This is a genomic window from Microbulbifer taiwanensis (assembly GCF_014904815.1).
Classification (GTDB): domain Bacteria; phylum Pseudomonadota; class Gammaproteobacteria; order Pseudomonadales; family Cellvibrionaceae; genus Microbulbifer; species Microbulbifer taiwanensis.
Window position 1 is genome coordinate 18,659 of the sequence record NZ_JACZFR010000026.1, and the last position, 15,712, is coordinate 34,370.

Genomic DNA, 15,712 nt, shown 5'->3' on the forward strand with positions numbered 1-15,712 from the left:
CCAATGAACGCGGGTTCAATGGCGCCGGAAATCTTCGCGCGACGGCGACTTATTATTGTCTAGCGAGTCCGGCGGTTAGCCGCCGATGCTGGCGAGGCCCTGGTCCAGGTCCGCCATAATGTCCTCGGCATTCTCCAGGCCCACCGCGAGACGGATCAGCGTGCGGGAGATACCCGCCTCGGCCAGCTCCTCCGGCTCATAGGTGGAGTGGGTCATGGAGGCCGGGTGCTGGATCAGGGTCTCGGCGTCGCCGAGACTGACCGCGCGCTTGCACATCTTCAGCTGGTTGATAAAGGCCACCGCCTGCTCGAAGCTGCCCTTCACCTCAAAGGCCATGACCCCGCCGGCACCGCGCATCTGCCTGCCGAGCAGGCGATGGCCGGGATGCTCCGGCAGCCCCGGGTAGTAGACCTTCTCGATGGCGCCATGGCCCTGCAGGTATTCCGCCACCACCTGCGCATTCTCGCTGTGGCGCTGCACGCGCAGGTGCAGGGTCTTGAGGCCGCGGATCACCAGCCAGGCGTCGTGGGGGCTCATCACTGCGCCCATATCCTTGCGCGTGGTCATCTTGATGTGATTGATCAGCTCGCTGGAGCCGCACAGAATACCGGCCACCACATCGCCGTGGCCGTTCAGGTACTTGGTGGCGGAGTGCAGCACCAGGTCGATACCGTGGGTGGCCGGGCGCTGCAGGATCGGCGACATAAAGGTGTTGTCCATCACCGTGGTGATGCCCTGCTCGCGCCCGATAGCCGCAATGCTGTCCAGGTCGATCACCGTCAGGCAGGGATTGATCGGCGTCTCGCCGTAAATCACCTTGGTATTCGGTTTGATGGCCGCGCGCACGGCCTGTTCATCGGCCAGGTCGACAAAGCTGACCTGGATACCCAGCGCCGGCAGCTGGTGATTGAACAGTGCAAAGGTGCAGCCGTAGAGGCGGTGGGAAGTGATCAGGTGATCGCCGGCCTTGAGCAGGGCAAAGATCGCCGCGGAAACCGCACCCATGCCGGAACCGAAAGCGGCCGCCGCCTCGGTCTCCTCCAGCACTGCCATGCGCGCTTCCAGCTCATCGACGGTGGGGTTGCCGAGCCTGGAATAGATATGCCCCTGGGCATCGCCGGCAAAGCGGTCCGCGCCCTGCTGTACATCGTCGAAGACAAAGGTCGACGTCTGGTAGATCGGCGTCGACAGGGGGCCGTGTTCGCCCTGGGATTTCTTGCCACCGTGAATGGTGTTGGTTTCAATATTTTTTGATTCCCACATAAGTGCCTCTTTTATCGTTATCAATAGAAGCTGCTTCATCACTACTGCGCGGGTGTTGAAACAGCTTCTAGACGGGCACATATGTGCGTGCCCGCCTAGGGTTCCGGCAAATCCAGCTGCGTTGTCTGCTTCAATGCCTTCAACACAATGCTGGTATGTATCCGGGCAATGCCCGGTAGAGGTATCAGGCGCGTGGCGATGAAGTGGTCGAGTGCGCGGTTGTTCACGGTGGAGACTTTGATCATGTAGTCGTACTCACCGGTAACGTGATAGCACTCGAGGACTTCCGGCATGGCCACCAGGCGATCCAGTACCTCGGCGATTCGCTCGTGCTGGTGCAGCTCCAGGGCAATCTCGATCAGGGCCAGGTTGTCGTGGCCCAGCTTCTCCCGATTGAGCATCGCCGCGTAGCCGCTGATATAGCCCTCCTCCTCCAGCCGCCTGACCCGGGCCAGCGTGGCCGGCGGTGACAGGTGGACGCGATCGGACAATTCCACATTGCTGATGCGCCCCTCGGCCTGGAGGACCCGCAGGATGGCGATATCCGTGCGATCCAGCGACGAAATCGAGTTTAACATTGGGAGACCTTTGCAGATTTAAATTAGGCAAAACTTAGAATATTCCGAATATAGTTAATCAGCAAGGTCGAAATCTGGTCAAAACTGAAGAATCTTTTGTCCCGGTATCCCCGCGCTTGCGGAATCTTAGGCGGGGTCAGGGTGGCCCAGAGGACACTGCCGGGCGGGAATCCCGAAGCGGCCGGTTTCGGTGCGGCCCGGGACCGCTCTGCCCGCTCGGGCAGCGCTGTTCAATACCCGGGCAAACGGCTACGCTGGCCCGGGTCAGCGGCCGGCAATAAAAATGACGGGGAAACCATGGGCCAGAAACTGGCTTACGGATTAGAGAACTACGGAATTCGCTTTCGCACCCAGGCCTGCAACGGCATCCACCTGAACCTGGCCGAGGCCGGCGAAGGCCCGCCGGTATTCCTGCTGCACGGCTTCCCCGAGTGCTGGGCCAGCTGGGGCCCGCAGATCAAATTCCTGGTGGACAAAGGCTACAAGGTGGTGGCCCCGGACATGCGCGGCTACGGCGACAGCGACGCCCCCGAAGACGTCGCCGCCTACGACACCGTCGAGCTGGCGGCCGACGTGATCGGCCTGCTGGACGCCTACGACCAGCAACAGGGGGTGATTATCGGCCACGACTGGGGCTGTATCGTCGCCTGGCACACCGCCTGGCTGCACCCCGAGCGCATCAAGGGCGTCGGCGGCCTGAGCGTGCCCTGGTTCGGGCGCGGCCAGACCGACACCCTGAGCGCGCTGAAGCGGCAGATGGGCGATAACTACTTTTACATTATCGACTTCCAGAAGGCCGCCGCCCACGAGGCCCTGAACCGCGATACCCCCTGTCCCTGGAAAAAATCCTCACCGGCCGCCTCGACCTGCTGGGCCAAAAGGCCGGCGACGCCGGCCTGCTGGAACGCATCACCCTGCCGGAACAGCGCCCCGAATATATGTCCCGGGACTTCCTCGACTATATCGCCAGCCGCTACCGGCGCCACGGCTTTGAGTCGCCGCTGAACTGGTACCGCAACTTCGAACGCACCTGGGAGCGCACGGCTGCACAGGGAGACAACACCATCACAGTACCGGCGATGTACCTGACCGGCAGCAAGGACTGGACCCACCGCTATGCTGAGAGTATCGGACTGGATATGCACCGGCAGTGCAGCGATCTGCGCATCTGTGAAGTGATTGAGGCGGGGCACTGGATCGGGCAGGAGCAGGCGGAATGGGTCAACGGCAAGATTGCCGAATTCCTCGCGTCGACCGGCCACTGACGAATGGGGCCACCCGATCGGCGGCGCCAATTTCGGAAGCCAATGCATCACATAACAGCTGAATTTTTTGCCGCGCGATGTTCGCCAACCGATCGACAACTTCTACGGCAATATTAACGGCAACATGGCGCACAGCAGCCCGGAAAAGTTTTTTCATCGCCATCCTCCGACCCGATCAATACGGACTCCGCTCCAACTTCTGAAACGTATATTTTCCAGCCGAACTGTACATTTAATCACCAATCAATATTCGACGCAGGGATTTTTCGGTCGAAACCCACCTGAAAAAGCGCACGCAATCAACGACTTGGACTACTATTCAATAGCTGCCGTAGGGCGCTTACTGTACGGCAGAATCTTTCAGCATGATTTGAGGGTTACATGTCTACGGATCTTATCGACGCACAAGTATCACCTACCGGGCAGTTCGACATTCTCTCCAAGTACGAAATCCACAAACTCAGCCACGAAAGCCGCGGCCCCCAACACCAGACTTTCCGCAACTGTTCCCTGGCCGTACTCAATAGCGGCGCGCATATGGATGACGGCAAAGAGCTACTGGAAACCTATGCCGACTACGATATTTCCGTCGCGCCGACAGAGCGCAGCGTAAAACTCCAGGTTAAAAACGCTCCCGCCAATGCCTTTGTAGATGGCAAGATGATTCGCGGTATCGCCGAGCACCTCTTTGCCGTGCTCCGCGATATCATCTACGTGAACAGCGAAATCACCGGCGACCCGCGCTACGACCTGGTATCCGCACAGGGTGTGACCGATGCGGTATTCCATATACTGCGCAACGCCGGCACCTTTAATCGCAACCGCGTACCCAGGCTGGTGGTCTGCTGGGGTGGGCACTCCATCTCTTCCGAGGAATACGATTACACCAAGGAGGTGGGCTACGAGATGGCACTGCGCCACCTCGACATCTGTACCGGCTGTGGCCCGGGTGCCATGAAAGGCCCGATGAAAGGCGCCACTATCGGCCACGCCAAACAGCGCGACCGCCACGGACAGTATCTCGGCATTACCGAGCCGGGCATCATCGCCGCCGAGGCACCGAACGCCATCGTCAACCAGCTGGTCATAATGCCGGATATCGAGAAACGGCTGGAGGCCTTTGTGCGCACCGGCCACGGCATAGTGGTATTCCCCGGCGGCGCGGGTACCGCCGAAGAGATTCTCTACCTGCTGGGCATACTCCTGCACGAGGAAAACCGGGAACAGCCCTTCCCGGTAATATTTACCGGCCCGGCCAGCGCCGCGGACTACTTTATCCGCATCGACCAGTTTATTACCGAGACATTGGGCGAGGAAGCCAGGTCCAGGTACCAGATCATTATCGACGATCCCCAGGAAGTGGCGCGACAGATGGCCGCGGGTATCCAGGAGGTGCGGGATCACCGCAAGGAAACCGGCGATGCCTATTACTTCAACTGGCAGTTGAAGGTGTCGACCGAGTTCCAGCGGCCGTTCGCCCCCACCCACGAGAATATGCACAGCCTGGCATTACACAAGGATCAGGAGCCCTACCTGCTGGCCGCCAACCTGCGCCGGGCGTTTTCCGGGATTGTCTCCGGCAACGTCAAGGATGAGGGGATTCGGATCGTGGAGAAGCATGGACCCTATGAACTGCGCGGTGATCCGGCAATTATGCGCAGCATTGATGCCCTGCTGGAATCTTTTGTGAAGCAGCAGAGGATGAAGCTGCCGGGTAAGGCATATATTCCCTGTTATCGGATCAGTGCAGGCTAGAAGTTAAAGTCAGAGTAAAAGTTTGACGAACTACCCAATAGATGGCGACTTCAGTGAAAGTCGCCCCATCGCCCCCAATGCCTGGGTTTGAGTCGAAACAGGGAATTGATTCACTGGTGTCAGGCAGGCATATCAGCCAGGTCGACTGCGAATACTACGCCCGACAAGTCTGAGGACTCTATCAGGTCTTTGACCTTTTCGGAGCAGTAAATGCCGCGATAGCTGTCTTGCTTGGTGCGGAATAGAGCGAAGTCACTCACTTTGCCATCATCAAACCCGAGTGAAACCAGCTCATTCCACTCGTTGCGCACGGTCAACCTGGAATTTATAGCATCGACAGTGTCGGCGCTATTGAGCACATTGACCAGATAGCCGCGCTCCCGGCCACAGGTTACGGGCAGAACCTCGCTACCACCATCGAGCGCTTCGGCCAATACTTTGTAAGCTTTTTCGCTCAAATAGAGGCGGCCATTCCACACGGAAATATCCGGTTGCGGCTTTGGTTTGGAATCGTAGTTATTAAAAAACTCGACCTCCAGCGGCTTCCAAGTGTCAAGGTAGCTCTTGGGTTTTTTCTCAAGATGGAACCGGCATCCCTCGCCGAGCTTGGCCTCCACCTCGTCGGCGCTGACAAGGAAATGGAGGTATTCCTTAACATTCGGATGTATTCGATAAATCACTGCGGCAGCCCCACGCCCTTTTTGTTCATCACGTAGTTTGGCTGCGTTCCGGCCTGCAACCGCGTCTCAATCATCTTGAGCGCCTTTGTTAAATCTTCCATATCGTCTATCTGGTCGAAATCGATTACCGTATTCAGCCAGACTTAGTATCGACTCAAATCGCTGGGCAACCTCCTTCACTTCCGGATATTTCCGGCGCGCATACAGCATCCAACCTGGTTCTCATCTGCTGCGTCAGTCGCCCTACCCCAAGAGCCCGACAGAACTCAACAAGCTGGCCACTGTCATTACAAACATGGAGGATCTGGGCTAATTCCTCTGCGCAGATATAATCCAACTTTTTAGTCTCTTCATCTCTTCCCTCTGTGCGAGCAAATCGCATGGGGGAACTTCCATCCAGATCCGGCCAGTAGAAACTGCCCACATCTTCTTGCGTACACTTCCGGTTGCCTTCGGCAGCCTGTGTCACCCTGTCCCGGATCTGTCGGCCGGCGCGCTGAAAACCGTGTTCGCGCGCAATTCTTCGCACCAGGAGCTCCTCATGTATTGGCCCTTCGCTATCGATCACATGCAGGACCATCTCCTTGAGCAGGGCATCATAAACAGGCAGATAGAACTGTTCCGGGTCGCTGGAAAAACCTGACAAATTTGTCCGGGAATAGCGGGTGACGATGCCGTCTTCATTGGTATCGAATTCTTCTCTAACGAGCCCTTCCAGCTTGGTCACAGGAGTGACATCCGCCACTGTCTCCTCGGCCAATACCGCCTCTTGAGCTTTTACTTCCCGCACCTTTTCGAGATGTTGAGTCAAAGCGGCATGGAGCTCCTCGAGCGCTTTGGCGCGGTTGGTCCACCAGTCCGTGGACCAAACCCTGAACAGCGTCCATCCCAGGCCTTCGAGAACTGCCTGGCGGATTTTGTCCCGCTCGCGGGCGTATGCGGAGCTGTGGTACATGGCACCGTCGCACTCGATGCCCGCGAGATAGAGCCCCGGCGCATCCGGATGCACAATGCCCAGGTCTATACGGTAGGCAGACACGCCGATCTGGGGATGGACGGTCCAGCCCCTGTCCTGCAGCGCCCTCGCCACAGCCACTTCAAACGGAGACTCGAAGTCGCCCATGGAACCGTGCACTGCGGCCCCCAGCGCCGAAGCGCCCCGCTCGGCGTACTCCAGGAAGTGCTTGAGGTCGGCGACGGCCCGGGCCTGCGTCCTGGCCAGGTCGATACGCTCCGGCGGCATGGTGGAAAACACCACCATCTCCGAACGCGCGCGGGTCATGGCCACATTCAGGCGGCGTTCGCCGCCATTTCGATTGAGCGGGCCGAAGTTCATAGTGACGTGGCCGGCCTCGTCGGGGCCGTAGGTGATACTGAACAGAATCACATCCCGCTCGTCGCCCTGCACCGTCTCCAGGTTCTTGACGAATACCGGCTCCAGAGTGGCCTCCTCCGAGAACGCCCACTCAATAGACGGGTCGTCCGCTCGGGCCTTGTCCAGCAAATCCTCGATCAGGGTCTGCTGTTCCGTATTGAAGGTCACCACGCCGATGGATTGGCCGCGCAGCGCCGGATCGGGGGATTTCAGGCGCCGCACTATTTCGGCCACGATCGCCTTGGCCTCGCCCTGGTTGTGACGCGCCTTGCCGCGGGCATAATAACCCTCCGGCCGCACCAGCGATACGCCCTTGTCGGGATGGACCGGCGCCGGGAAAGTAATCAGCGAACTGTCGTAGTAGCGACTGTTGGAGAAAGCGATCAGGCTCTCCCGGCGCGAACGGTAATGCAGGTTCAGGACGCGCTGGGGAATACTGGCCCCGATCAGCTCGTCCAGAATGCTCTCCAGATCACCCTCGGAGTCTATATCGCCATCCGGATCATCGTCCGAGCGGGCAAAGAAGTTGGTGGGCGGCATCTGCTTGGGATCACCGGCGACGATCACCTGCCTGCCCCGCGCCAGCGAACCCACCGCATCCCAGACGGTAATCTGAGAGGCCTCGTCGAAGATCACCACATCGAACAGCGCCTGTCCCGCAGACAGGAACTGGGCAATCGACAGCGGCGACATCATTAGACAGGGTGCAAGATTGGTGACGACATCCGGAATCGTCTCCATCATCTCCCGAACCGGCTTGTGCCGGGTCTTCTTCTGCAGCTCGTGACGCAACACGCCCCAGGAGGAGCTGCGCTTGATGTCCTCGGGGTTCGGGATCTGGCCCGCGAGTTTGGCCGCGATGTACCGCGCCGTCAGGTCACTGAATTGCGTATCCAGCGCCCTGAAGTGCTGGATCGCCGATTCGTGTTCGGGCGAGGAGAATGTCCTCAGCACCTCGTCCTCGCCGATCACCGCCGACGACCACCAGGCGCAATAGGCGGCTTCGAAAACATCGGCCACCTCACCGGGCTCGACACCGCCGCTTTCAATCGCCTCGACCAGCGGCCCCAGCTGGCAGTCCAACGCCTCGGAACGCCTGCGCACCCAGGCGCACCAGTCCTTCAGGGAGGCGTGGTGTTCCACAATCTCCCGGCAAAGGCTACCGATGACGCCGAGCGCCGACATATCACCGGACAGATGGGCGTCCAGCGCGCTGCCGATCAGGCCCTCGAATTTCTCCTTGATTGCATTGAAGCGCTGCAATGATTCCAGGAACTCCGCAATCACCCGGCCGACGGATGCGTCCGGCGCGAGGAGGTCGTTGGCATCGTAAAGCAGCGTCCTGATTCCGGAGCGCATCTCGGCCAGCGATGCCGCATCGTCCGCCAGCTTGCCCACGGCATTGCGGGCACGGGAGCCCAGCAATTTGAGAGAGGCCATAGCCTGGGGATCGGAATCATAGGAATTCCAGCCGCGCAGCCCCTGCAATACACCGTCCAACCGGTCAATATTGCCGCCGATATCCCGCAGCTGCTTCAGTACGGCAATATCGTTATCGGGATCGGGCTCGCCCTGGGCGCCGTTCTGGCGCATCTGCTTCAGCAGTTTGCGTTTGGCGAAGAAACTCCTGGGCCACCAGGTCCGGTTGGCCTCGCCCCACTCCCGCTCGAGACTGTCGGCATCGAGTTTCTGCCAGGCCAGTGCCTCGTAGCTGCAGCTGAGGCGGGCCTGTTGGCCGATATAGGCTTTCAGCTGGGCAACGGCCTCTTCTAGCGCGTCCAGGCGATCCGGCGCGTCCGGCTCCAGCGCAAAAGCGGCCGGCTTGCGGTAGGAGTCCAGCAATACCTGGCCGAACTCCGCGACAGCCCCGAGCCTGGCCAGCCCGACATTTCCCAGGCTCAGCCCGGCGGCCTTTTCCAGCGCCGCCAGATTTCCGGCGACCTGATCCGCACTGGCCTTCAGCAGTCCTGCAGCCTTCACTACCGTTTCCTGCCACTGCGGCCGCCAGTCGTGATTGGCAACGATTTTCAAGGGGTGATCGACAAGCTCGCCCACCGCCCTGGCCTGCACACTCAACAGTTCGGCCGTTTCCCGCAATTTCTGCAGTTGCCCGTCATCGTGATAGTCGGCGTTGGGCCAGCTCAGTTTCACCTTGGCCGCCAGGTCGCCGTCGCGCACCTTGACGCCGATGGCGTGGTGGGCGGTCAAGCCATTGCGGCGGCGTTTGTGCAGGGCGTTGACCACCCGGTTCAGCCGGTCCCGCAGTGTTTTCAGGCGCTCCGCTTCCGCCTGCCAATCTCTTACCTTCGACTGAGAGAAGCTGTTCCAGGAGGTCCGCAACTGCTCCAGCACGTCGGCCTTTTTCGCCTTGTTGGAATGCAGCTCCAGGCAAAACTGCCCCAGTCCGATATCCTTCAGGCGGCGGTGCACCACCTCCAGCGCGGCGGTTTTCTCGGACACGAACAGCACCTTCTTGCCCTTGCCCATCATATGGGCAATCAGATTGCCGATGGTCTGGCTTTTGCCGGTGCCCGGCGGACCGATAATCACAAAATCCTTGCCGCGGTCCGCCGTGGCGATGGCGGACATCTGCGAGGAATCCGCCGGCAGGGGCGTCAACAGGTCCGCGGGCGTATACTCCCGGTCGATATCGCCGGGATCGACAAAGCGGATATCGCTCTCGTAGGGCTCCCTGGGGGTTTCCAGCAGGTGTTTTACCACCGGGTTTTCCTTCAACGCCTCGGCCCGGTCCACCAGGTCCTTCCACATCAGGTACTTGGCGAAGGAGAAATGGCCGAGTACCACCTCCTCGACCACCTCAAACCCCGGCACATCCTTGATCGCCTGCCGCACCCGGCTCCAGATCCCCGCAACATCGATGCCGCTGTGGTCCTGGGGCAATTCGCCGTGCAGGCCCTTGATGTCGATGCCGAAGTCTTTCTTCAGCATCTCCAGCAGGGTGGTATTGAACCTGGGCTCATCGTCACTGGCGACCATCTTCACGCCACTGCGCACAGATTTCCGCTCCACGGAAACCGGCAGCAGGATCAGCGGCGCGCGATAGCGGCGGTCGTCCTTCTCCCGCTGTTTCCAGAACAGAAAACCGATGGCCAGAAACAGGGTGTTGGAGCCGCCCTCCTTCAGGGACGTCTGCGCCTTGCGATAGATTTCGACGGCGCGTTTCTCCAGCTCCTCCCGGGTCAGGTCGACCAGCACCTGCTTTTTCGACAGGGCATCCCGCGCGTACTCTTCCTTCAGATCCTGCCCGGTGCGCTGGCGATAGATCTCCTCGTCCTGGTCCTGTGTCTGGAATTTGGGAAAGGGCGCAATGGATATCCGCGCGCCCGTTGCCAGCACGTCTTCAAACGCGCCGGGATCGCCACAGGCAATAGTCAGGCTGGTTTTGCCGGGCTTGTGGTTGAGTAGCGGATTGCGGGCCGACAGGTCCAGCAATTTGCGCTGCCAGCGCTCCAGGCGACCGCTTGGTGTACTCTCGGCTATGTCGCCTTCCTCGATCACGGTATTCGAGGGCAGCTGCGGCGCGTCCTCCAGACCCGGCTCGACCGCCCCCCCTTCATTTTCGCTTCCAATGGTACTGGTTGAGAGAGATTTGAGACTGATCGGGTTGATGCGGTGCCCGCGCGCCCGACGAATATCAATCGCCGCGACAAATTCTTGGTCTTTATTCAGGGACACAACCTGGGCACCGACCTGAACCGCCTTGGAGAAGGGCACCGCCGGATGCGATGTGGCCAGCGTCGTCTCGATCAGGATCAGCTCGTTCAGGGGGATGCGCTGGCGGAGAATCTCCGCCTCCTCCACCACCACGCTGGACAGGTCCTCCGGCTGCAGCCAGAGCCCCACCAGCGCGTGACCCTCGGTGATCACCACCAGCGGGTTGAGCCCCGCCTGCTCAAACGCGGCCGCGAACAGCAGCGTGGTATCCAGGCAGGTGGCCACCTTTCCGGTTTCAATCTGGTTGGGCAGGCGGATCTTCTGGCCGTTGCGCTCAAAACTGGAGGGCGGCAGGGCGTAGCCCAGCTGCATCCTGACAACGGCGGAGTAAACCGCGGACGCCATCAGCCATACCCGCTCCCGGCTGTTGGACTTGTAACCGTCGATGGCATCCGGCTTGCCCGCTTTCCGCAATATCTGGCTGGCCTGCCCCAGCAGCCGATCCACCGCCGGATCATTGGGCGTGCAGAAGGCGGCCAGCAGCTCGGGCATATATCCGGCACCGCCCCACTCGTTGCAGGCCAGCAGCTCCACCTCGATCACCCGCTCCACCAGGGGTTCACCGGCACGGCTTACGCGAATCGTCACCGCACCGCGCATAGACTCCGTCAGCCCGAACAGAAAGCCGCCGTCCAGCTCGAGATCGCGGTCTTTCAGGGACAGCAGACCACCCGCGGCGAGCCGGTCCACCGTCCAGGTTTTCGGTTTCAGGAATGCCGGCGAAGCCTCCAGGGTCACCGACAGATCGGACAGGTCCTGCTCGGTGTCCGGGTTCTCGATCTTCAGCTCACGCAGCACGGCGAAGGCGCTTTGGTGGCAGGCGAAGTTGATCTTTTCCACAAAGGTGGTGTGGATCTTGATTGTCGGTGCTTCCTGGTCAGACATTTTTTGTCCTCCGTAACGGGAAATTCTGTCTAAGCGACGTCCAACTCTTCGAACTCAAGGCCGCTGAAATTGTGGCTCTCGATCAGCGCTCGGAAAGTATCGCTGCAGTAGATACCGGTAAAGTTGTCTTCCTGCAGCTTGAACACAGCGTTATCGGCGACTTTGGCCGCGCTGAAGACCGGGTTTGCCACTCAGCCGAAATCGTTGAAGGCGCTACGCTCTTTGTCGAGGGCGCCGGCCACATTGGTGATATTCCACAGCCACAGGGTTCTGCTACCGTACTGCAACGGCAGCAACTGGCCGTACTGTTCGGCAACTGCCTTGATAGCCGTATGGGCACCCTCGGTCATCACCAGCGAGCCGATAGTAAGCAGCCCGATATCTGATTCCGGAATACCGGTATCCTCTTCATCGGCGACGATTTCCAGCGGCGCGGGCCATTCGAGCGGCTGACCTTTACAGCGTGCGGAACCGTATTGCGCGCGGGCCTTTTCCTCGTCTTTTACCAGGTAGCCTTTGTATTCGTCGTATTTGGGCTGGATTGCGTAAACTTTCATCGTTACACCCCCTTCGCAAACATCATGACTTCTTTAATCCGCAAGCGCCGGTCTATGGAGAAGTCCCCAATTACCTGTTTCTTCGTAAGGAGGTTTGTCTTACTTCAAGATTAGTTTTTCATTGCTCGCCGTGTTTACGCCCTTTTCTTTTATGCACCTTGAAGCGCTCTCGGCGCTCTTCCGGGGTGTACTCCTCTGTCTCATCAGGAAAAAGCTCGGCGTCGCTCTTATCAAGACTGTCGGCATCGCCATATATTGCCCCGCCCGTCTCGAAGTCAGCCGGCTCATGGTTTTCACCGAAAATGTCGTCGACATGGCGTTTTGACTTCTTCTTCAGCCATTCCTTGAAGTCCGGAGAGTCTATCGGCGGTTTCTTGTCATCGCTCATATCAGAGATCCCTATAGCAGAAGTTGCCACGTTCATTGAACGAGAATCCCGGCTTGCTCAGATAATGGTCTCTCACTGCTGTATTCACCGGATTCATGATTCGCAGCTGGGTAGCACCGATGGCATTGGCGTACACAACACCGGCTGCAACGCTTATATCGGTCACCAGTCCATCCAGTGGGGTTCCCATGGGATGAGACTCGATATAGTCCAGCCTCACCTTTCCACCGCTCCACGTTGGACGGCCTATGCTCGCACCGCTCAACTCCAGGTCCTTGAACCAAATGGATAATTCAAAGCGTTTGGGGTGAGTACGATAGCTTTTCGCAATCTCTTCCCAGTCCCAAGCCACCCGTCTCGAGCCGGACCTTTCCCAGCTCTTGAGCTTTCTCTGTGCTTCAAAGGTGAATCCGTCAAGGCCAATATTTCCTCTCAGGATAGCTTGCCCTAACCTGTTCTTCAGAACTGGGGACAGCTGCTCATACGCGGCTTCGCGAGAAATTTGACGAACCATTTCAAACTTCTCCTTTACTTCCTTGTACGATGGTTTCAGTTGAGCGGACACGTTATCCTCCTTGTTTTATTTATGTAGCCGGAAACTGTAAAGTTTCCTCGCCATTCAACTTTCAGAAATTTGCTCCAGAAATTTTCTGAGCATCTTCCGAGGTTTTTAATACCACATTCATCCTCTGTGGATTTTTTCCTATAAATATGGTTTGGTGCACATTCCCACGCCTGGGCGATCAGATCGTCTCCCCAAAGGTCATCAAGCTACTTGACGGTGTAACCCCACTTTGGAGTCTTTGGGCAATCGGCAGAGATCTGGTTGGCAATCAGGCCACTTCTTTGACCGCGCCTTCTATTCCATCTTGCAAAATGAAAGATCTGACCCTGTGCCTTTTCCATTCGATATCCGGAGAGCATCCATGGCGGCATCCTCAAGGGACGAATTTTGTGCCATAAATAGATCCGCCCCCTTACTGTTACTATCCCCTTTTTTGTTACTAAAACTTTGTAAATTCTTACGAAAAAAATCGTATTCAAGTCGCCCCCAAAATCTTCATGCTTCTACTTCCTCCTGCCCAGCGGCAGTTTCTAATGGTATAAATGTATCTCGCGCAATATTCCCGACAGCATTTGTCGCGACAGAATCAAAAGCAGCGCCGATAACACCACCTATGAGTGGAACCGCTTTCCCAAGGTTGACAATCCCTTTTTCGCCAAACTTGGTAAGAAGACGAAAACCCACCTTCTGATTTATTGCGACTATAGTTTTCCCACTGATATTTTTTATCGCACTCTCAGCCATTTTCTGACCAAATACAATTCCAGCATTCTTTAGAATGTCCTTTGCTGAATTCCCAGCCATACAGGCATACACAAGAGCTTTTACTCGGTCATCCTTAACATCGTAACCACCCATTAGTGCAATAGCAGCAACCATGCGAACTTGAACAAAAAGAACAACAGAAATATTTGCAGGGATTGCTATAGGCAGCGTAAGGAGGCCCCCGAGTCCAGTTAAAAACCCGGTGGTACCCGACTTTAGATTCTGCCACCGAATTAATGAATCAACACGATCCCTTAGCGACTCAGAATCTGATTTAGGCATATAGTCATTCGCCATGTCAGAAGCCGAGTCTAAACCCGCACCCCCTGCCACAGCCGCCCCATAGGCCCAATCCAGGGTTTTCATGATTGCTTCTTGTGTTATTTTTTTCATACACTCGCTCCGAAGATAGACACTTTCTATTCCAACTTTAGAACCCAGACTGGAGGCATCTAGCTCGCCAACATAACCATCACATTGAAATATTAATCTTTTCAACAAGCTCGACTCGATTACATACCATCTGAATTAACTTGGCGCCGTCCCAACCATCCCCCTTTGCGGCGATATCACGCACACGCGCAGCCGTTTCATAGCGAACATCTTCCCCCTCATATTTATCTCTAAGCTCACACCAATATCGGAATAGCTCATCTTTATAACTTTCCTCACTAAGGGCGCCCACCATAACACCGGCGACTACAGAAAATGCCTTCGAATAGATCCCCTCATCAAAATCTCGACCTAGCAAGAACATGATCACTTCGTTTACAAGCCGCATATCATTTCGGAAGCTCTCATAGAGGCTTGGGTTTGCATCTCGCAATACAAGTAGCGCCACTAAAAGCTGAGGGTTAAAGGTGTGCTTATCTGGGATAGAGCGAAAAATTAGTCTCAGGCGCAACATCAACTGATTAATGTCTCTAAGTTGATAATTGAAGCGTTCGCTGAGCCAAACAAAAGTCTCTATCAACCAGCTAAACTCTGCCTTTAACGCTTGATGCGCCTCAAATCGCCTCTGAAAATAGGGCTGGCGCAACTGAGCTTCCACATACGCCCTAACATCCGGCACTCGCAATTGATAATCAAGATCTACAAATCGCTTAAGGTACCTTTCGCCATCAAAATTAGGGCCATACACTCCTTGCAGGCTCTTCCCCAACTGCTCTCGATTGATAGCAAGCACAAACACTAACCGATCTATGTCGAAGATATGCTTAATTCTCTCTAGCAACTCGATGGCATAGCTTGGACGACAACGATCGAGTTCATCAATAAAGATGATCAGGTTCGACTGCTCCGCTGGAAGCGCTTCTAGCGCCGACGCAAGCAACTCTTTAAAGCGTTTGAGGGTATTAACCTTGCTCTTGAATGAATCGACTATATTCCCTGCCACGTCACCCGCCGATGACGCGATTGCGCCTTCGACCGCCTTGTCGAGATCTAGCGCCCCTAAAGTTCCTGCTTTGACGGCAGCTACTGCGCTTGCTTTAAGCAGACCTGGTGCCAATGTTTTAGCTTTCTTCCAGGCCTTACCTGCCACCCCTTCTTCACGCTGCTCAGACAACCAGTCATCTAGCACCGAAAGTAGCGGCATTAGGGGATCATCACAAAAATCGCTTTCCCATGCATTCAGAGCCAGGGAGACATGCCCATTACATACAAGATACTGCCGCCACAGCTTAATAAAAGTGCTCTTACCTCCGCCCCACGGAGCCTCTAAAGCAAGCACTAGTGGCGCTTGAGCATTGAGCAAGACAGGTGTGAGATTCTCAATCTCTGCTCGACGTTCCAACTTGTCATTAGGATTGGGCCAAACCCCCTCCTCAATGGCTAGCTTCGGCAACCGCAACTCTATTTCTTGACGAGACACCGAAGACTCTTCCGCTTCTTGTAACATA

General features: G+C 57.1%; 13 protein-coding genes. 3 read left to right on the forward strand and 10 right to left on the reverse strand.

Annotated elements, in window-relative coordinates:
• Positions 1 to 75 precede the first annotated feature (75 nt).
• Positions 76 to 1,263, reverse strand: a complete 1,188-nt coding sequence (gene megL / locus IG627_RS09585) for a methionine gamma-lyase (RefSeq protein ID WP_193192140.1) — start codon at positions 1,261 to 1,263, stop codon at positions 76 to 78.
• Between the two features lie 95 nt (positions 1,264 to 1,358).
• Positions 1,359 to 1,841, reverse strand: a complete 483-nt coding sequence (locus IG627_RS09590) for an Lrp/AsnC family transcriptional regulator (RefSeq protein ID WP_193192141.1) — start codon at positions 1,839 to 1,841, stop codon at positions 1,359 to 1,361.
• 297 nt (positions 1,842 to 2,138) lie between these two features.
• On the opposite strand from IG627_RS09590, the gene IG627_RS09595 reads away from it, so the two are divergent.
• From IG627_RS09595 to ppnN, 3 genes are all read left to right on the forward strand, one after another.
• Positions 2,139 to 2,846, forward strand: a complete 708-nt coding sequence (locus IG627_RS09595; RefSeq protein ID WP_193192142.1) for an alpha/beta fold hydrolase — start codon at positions 2,139 to 2,141, stop codon at positions 2,844 to 2,846.
• Positions 2,780 to 3,106, forward strand: coding sequence for an alpha/beta fold hydrolase (locus IG627_RS09600; RefSeq protein WP_193192143.1), 327 nt, complete (start codon positions 2,780 to 2,782; stop codon positions 3,104 to 3,106). The genes IG627_RS09595 and IG627_RS09600 overlap by 67 nt, the downstream gene beginning before the upstream one ends.
• Positions 3,107 to 3,487: 381 nt before the next feature.
• Complete coding sequence (gene ppnN / locus IG627_RS09605; protein ID WP_226864906.1) at positions 3,488 to 4,861, forward strand: nucleotide 5'-monophosphate nucleosidase PpnN; 1,374 nt, start codon at positions 3,488 to 3,490, stop codon at positions 4,859 to 4,861.
• 119 nt (positions 4,862 to 4,980) lie between these two features.
• On the opposite strand, the gene IG627_RS09610 is transcribed toward ppnN, so the two are convergent.
• From IG627_RS09610 to IG627_RS09645, 8 genes are all read right to left on the reverse strand, one after another.
• Entirely contained in the window at positions 4,981 to 5,541 is a 561-nt protein-coding gene (locus tag IG627_RS09610; protein ID WP_193192144.1) for an imm11 family protein, read from the reverse strand.
• A gap of 154 nt (positions 5,542 to 5,695) precedes the next feature.
• Positions 5,696 to 11,536, reverse strand: coding sequence for a DUF3320 domain-containing protein (locus IG627_RS09615; protein WP_193192145.1), 5,841 nt, complete (start codon positions 11,534 to 11,536; stop codon positions 5,696 to 5,698).
• Between the two features lie 29 nt (positions 11,537 to 11,565).
• Positions 11,566 to 11,727: an imm11 family protein gene (locus tag IG627_RS09620; protein WP_193192146.1), complete on the reverse strand. Its 162-nt coding sequence runs from the start codon at positions 11,725 to 11,727 to the stop codon at positions 11,566 to 11,568.
• On the reverse strand, positions 11,728 to 12,093 hold the full coding sequence (locus tag IG627_RS09625) for a hypothetical protein (protein ID WP_193192147.1): 366 nt from the start codon (positions 12,091 to 12,093) through the stop codon (positions 11,728 to 11,730). It abuts the gene before it with no gap.
• A 118-nt stretch (positions 12,094 to 12,211) separates the two neighbouring features.
• Complete coding sequence (locus IG627_RS09630) at positions 12,212 to 12,481, reverse strand: hypothetical protein (RefSeq protein ID WP_226864907.1); 270 nt, start codon at positions 12,479 to 12,481, stop codon at positions 12,212 to 12,214.
• A 1-nt stretch (position 12,482) separates the two neighbouring features.
• The gene (locus IG627_RS09635; RefSeq protein ID WP_193192148.1) at positions 12,483 to 13,046 is read right to left on the reverse strand and encodes a hypothetical protein; all 564 of its coding nucleotides are present in this window, start codon (positions 13,044 to 13,046) and stop codon (positions 12,483 to 12,485) included.
• Between the two features lie 495 nt (positions 13,047 to 13,541).
• On the reverse strand, positions 13,542 to 14,204 hold the full coding sequence (locus IG627_RS09640) for an EcsC family protein (protein WP_226864908.1): 663 nt from the start codon (positions 14,202 to 14,204) through the stop codon (positions 13,542 to 13,544).
• Between the two features lie 79 nt (positions 14,205 to 14,283).
• The gene (locus IG627_RS09645) at positions 14,284 to 15,711 is read right to left on the reverse strand and encodes a KAP family P-loop NTPase fold protein (RefSeq protein ID WP_193192149.1); all 1,428 of its coding nucleotides are present in this window, start codon (positions 15,709 to 15,711) and stop codon (positions 14,284 to 14,286) included.
• Position 15,712 lies beyond the last annotated feature (1 nt).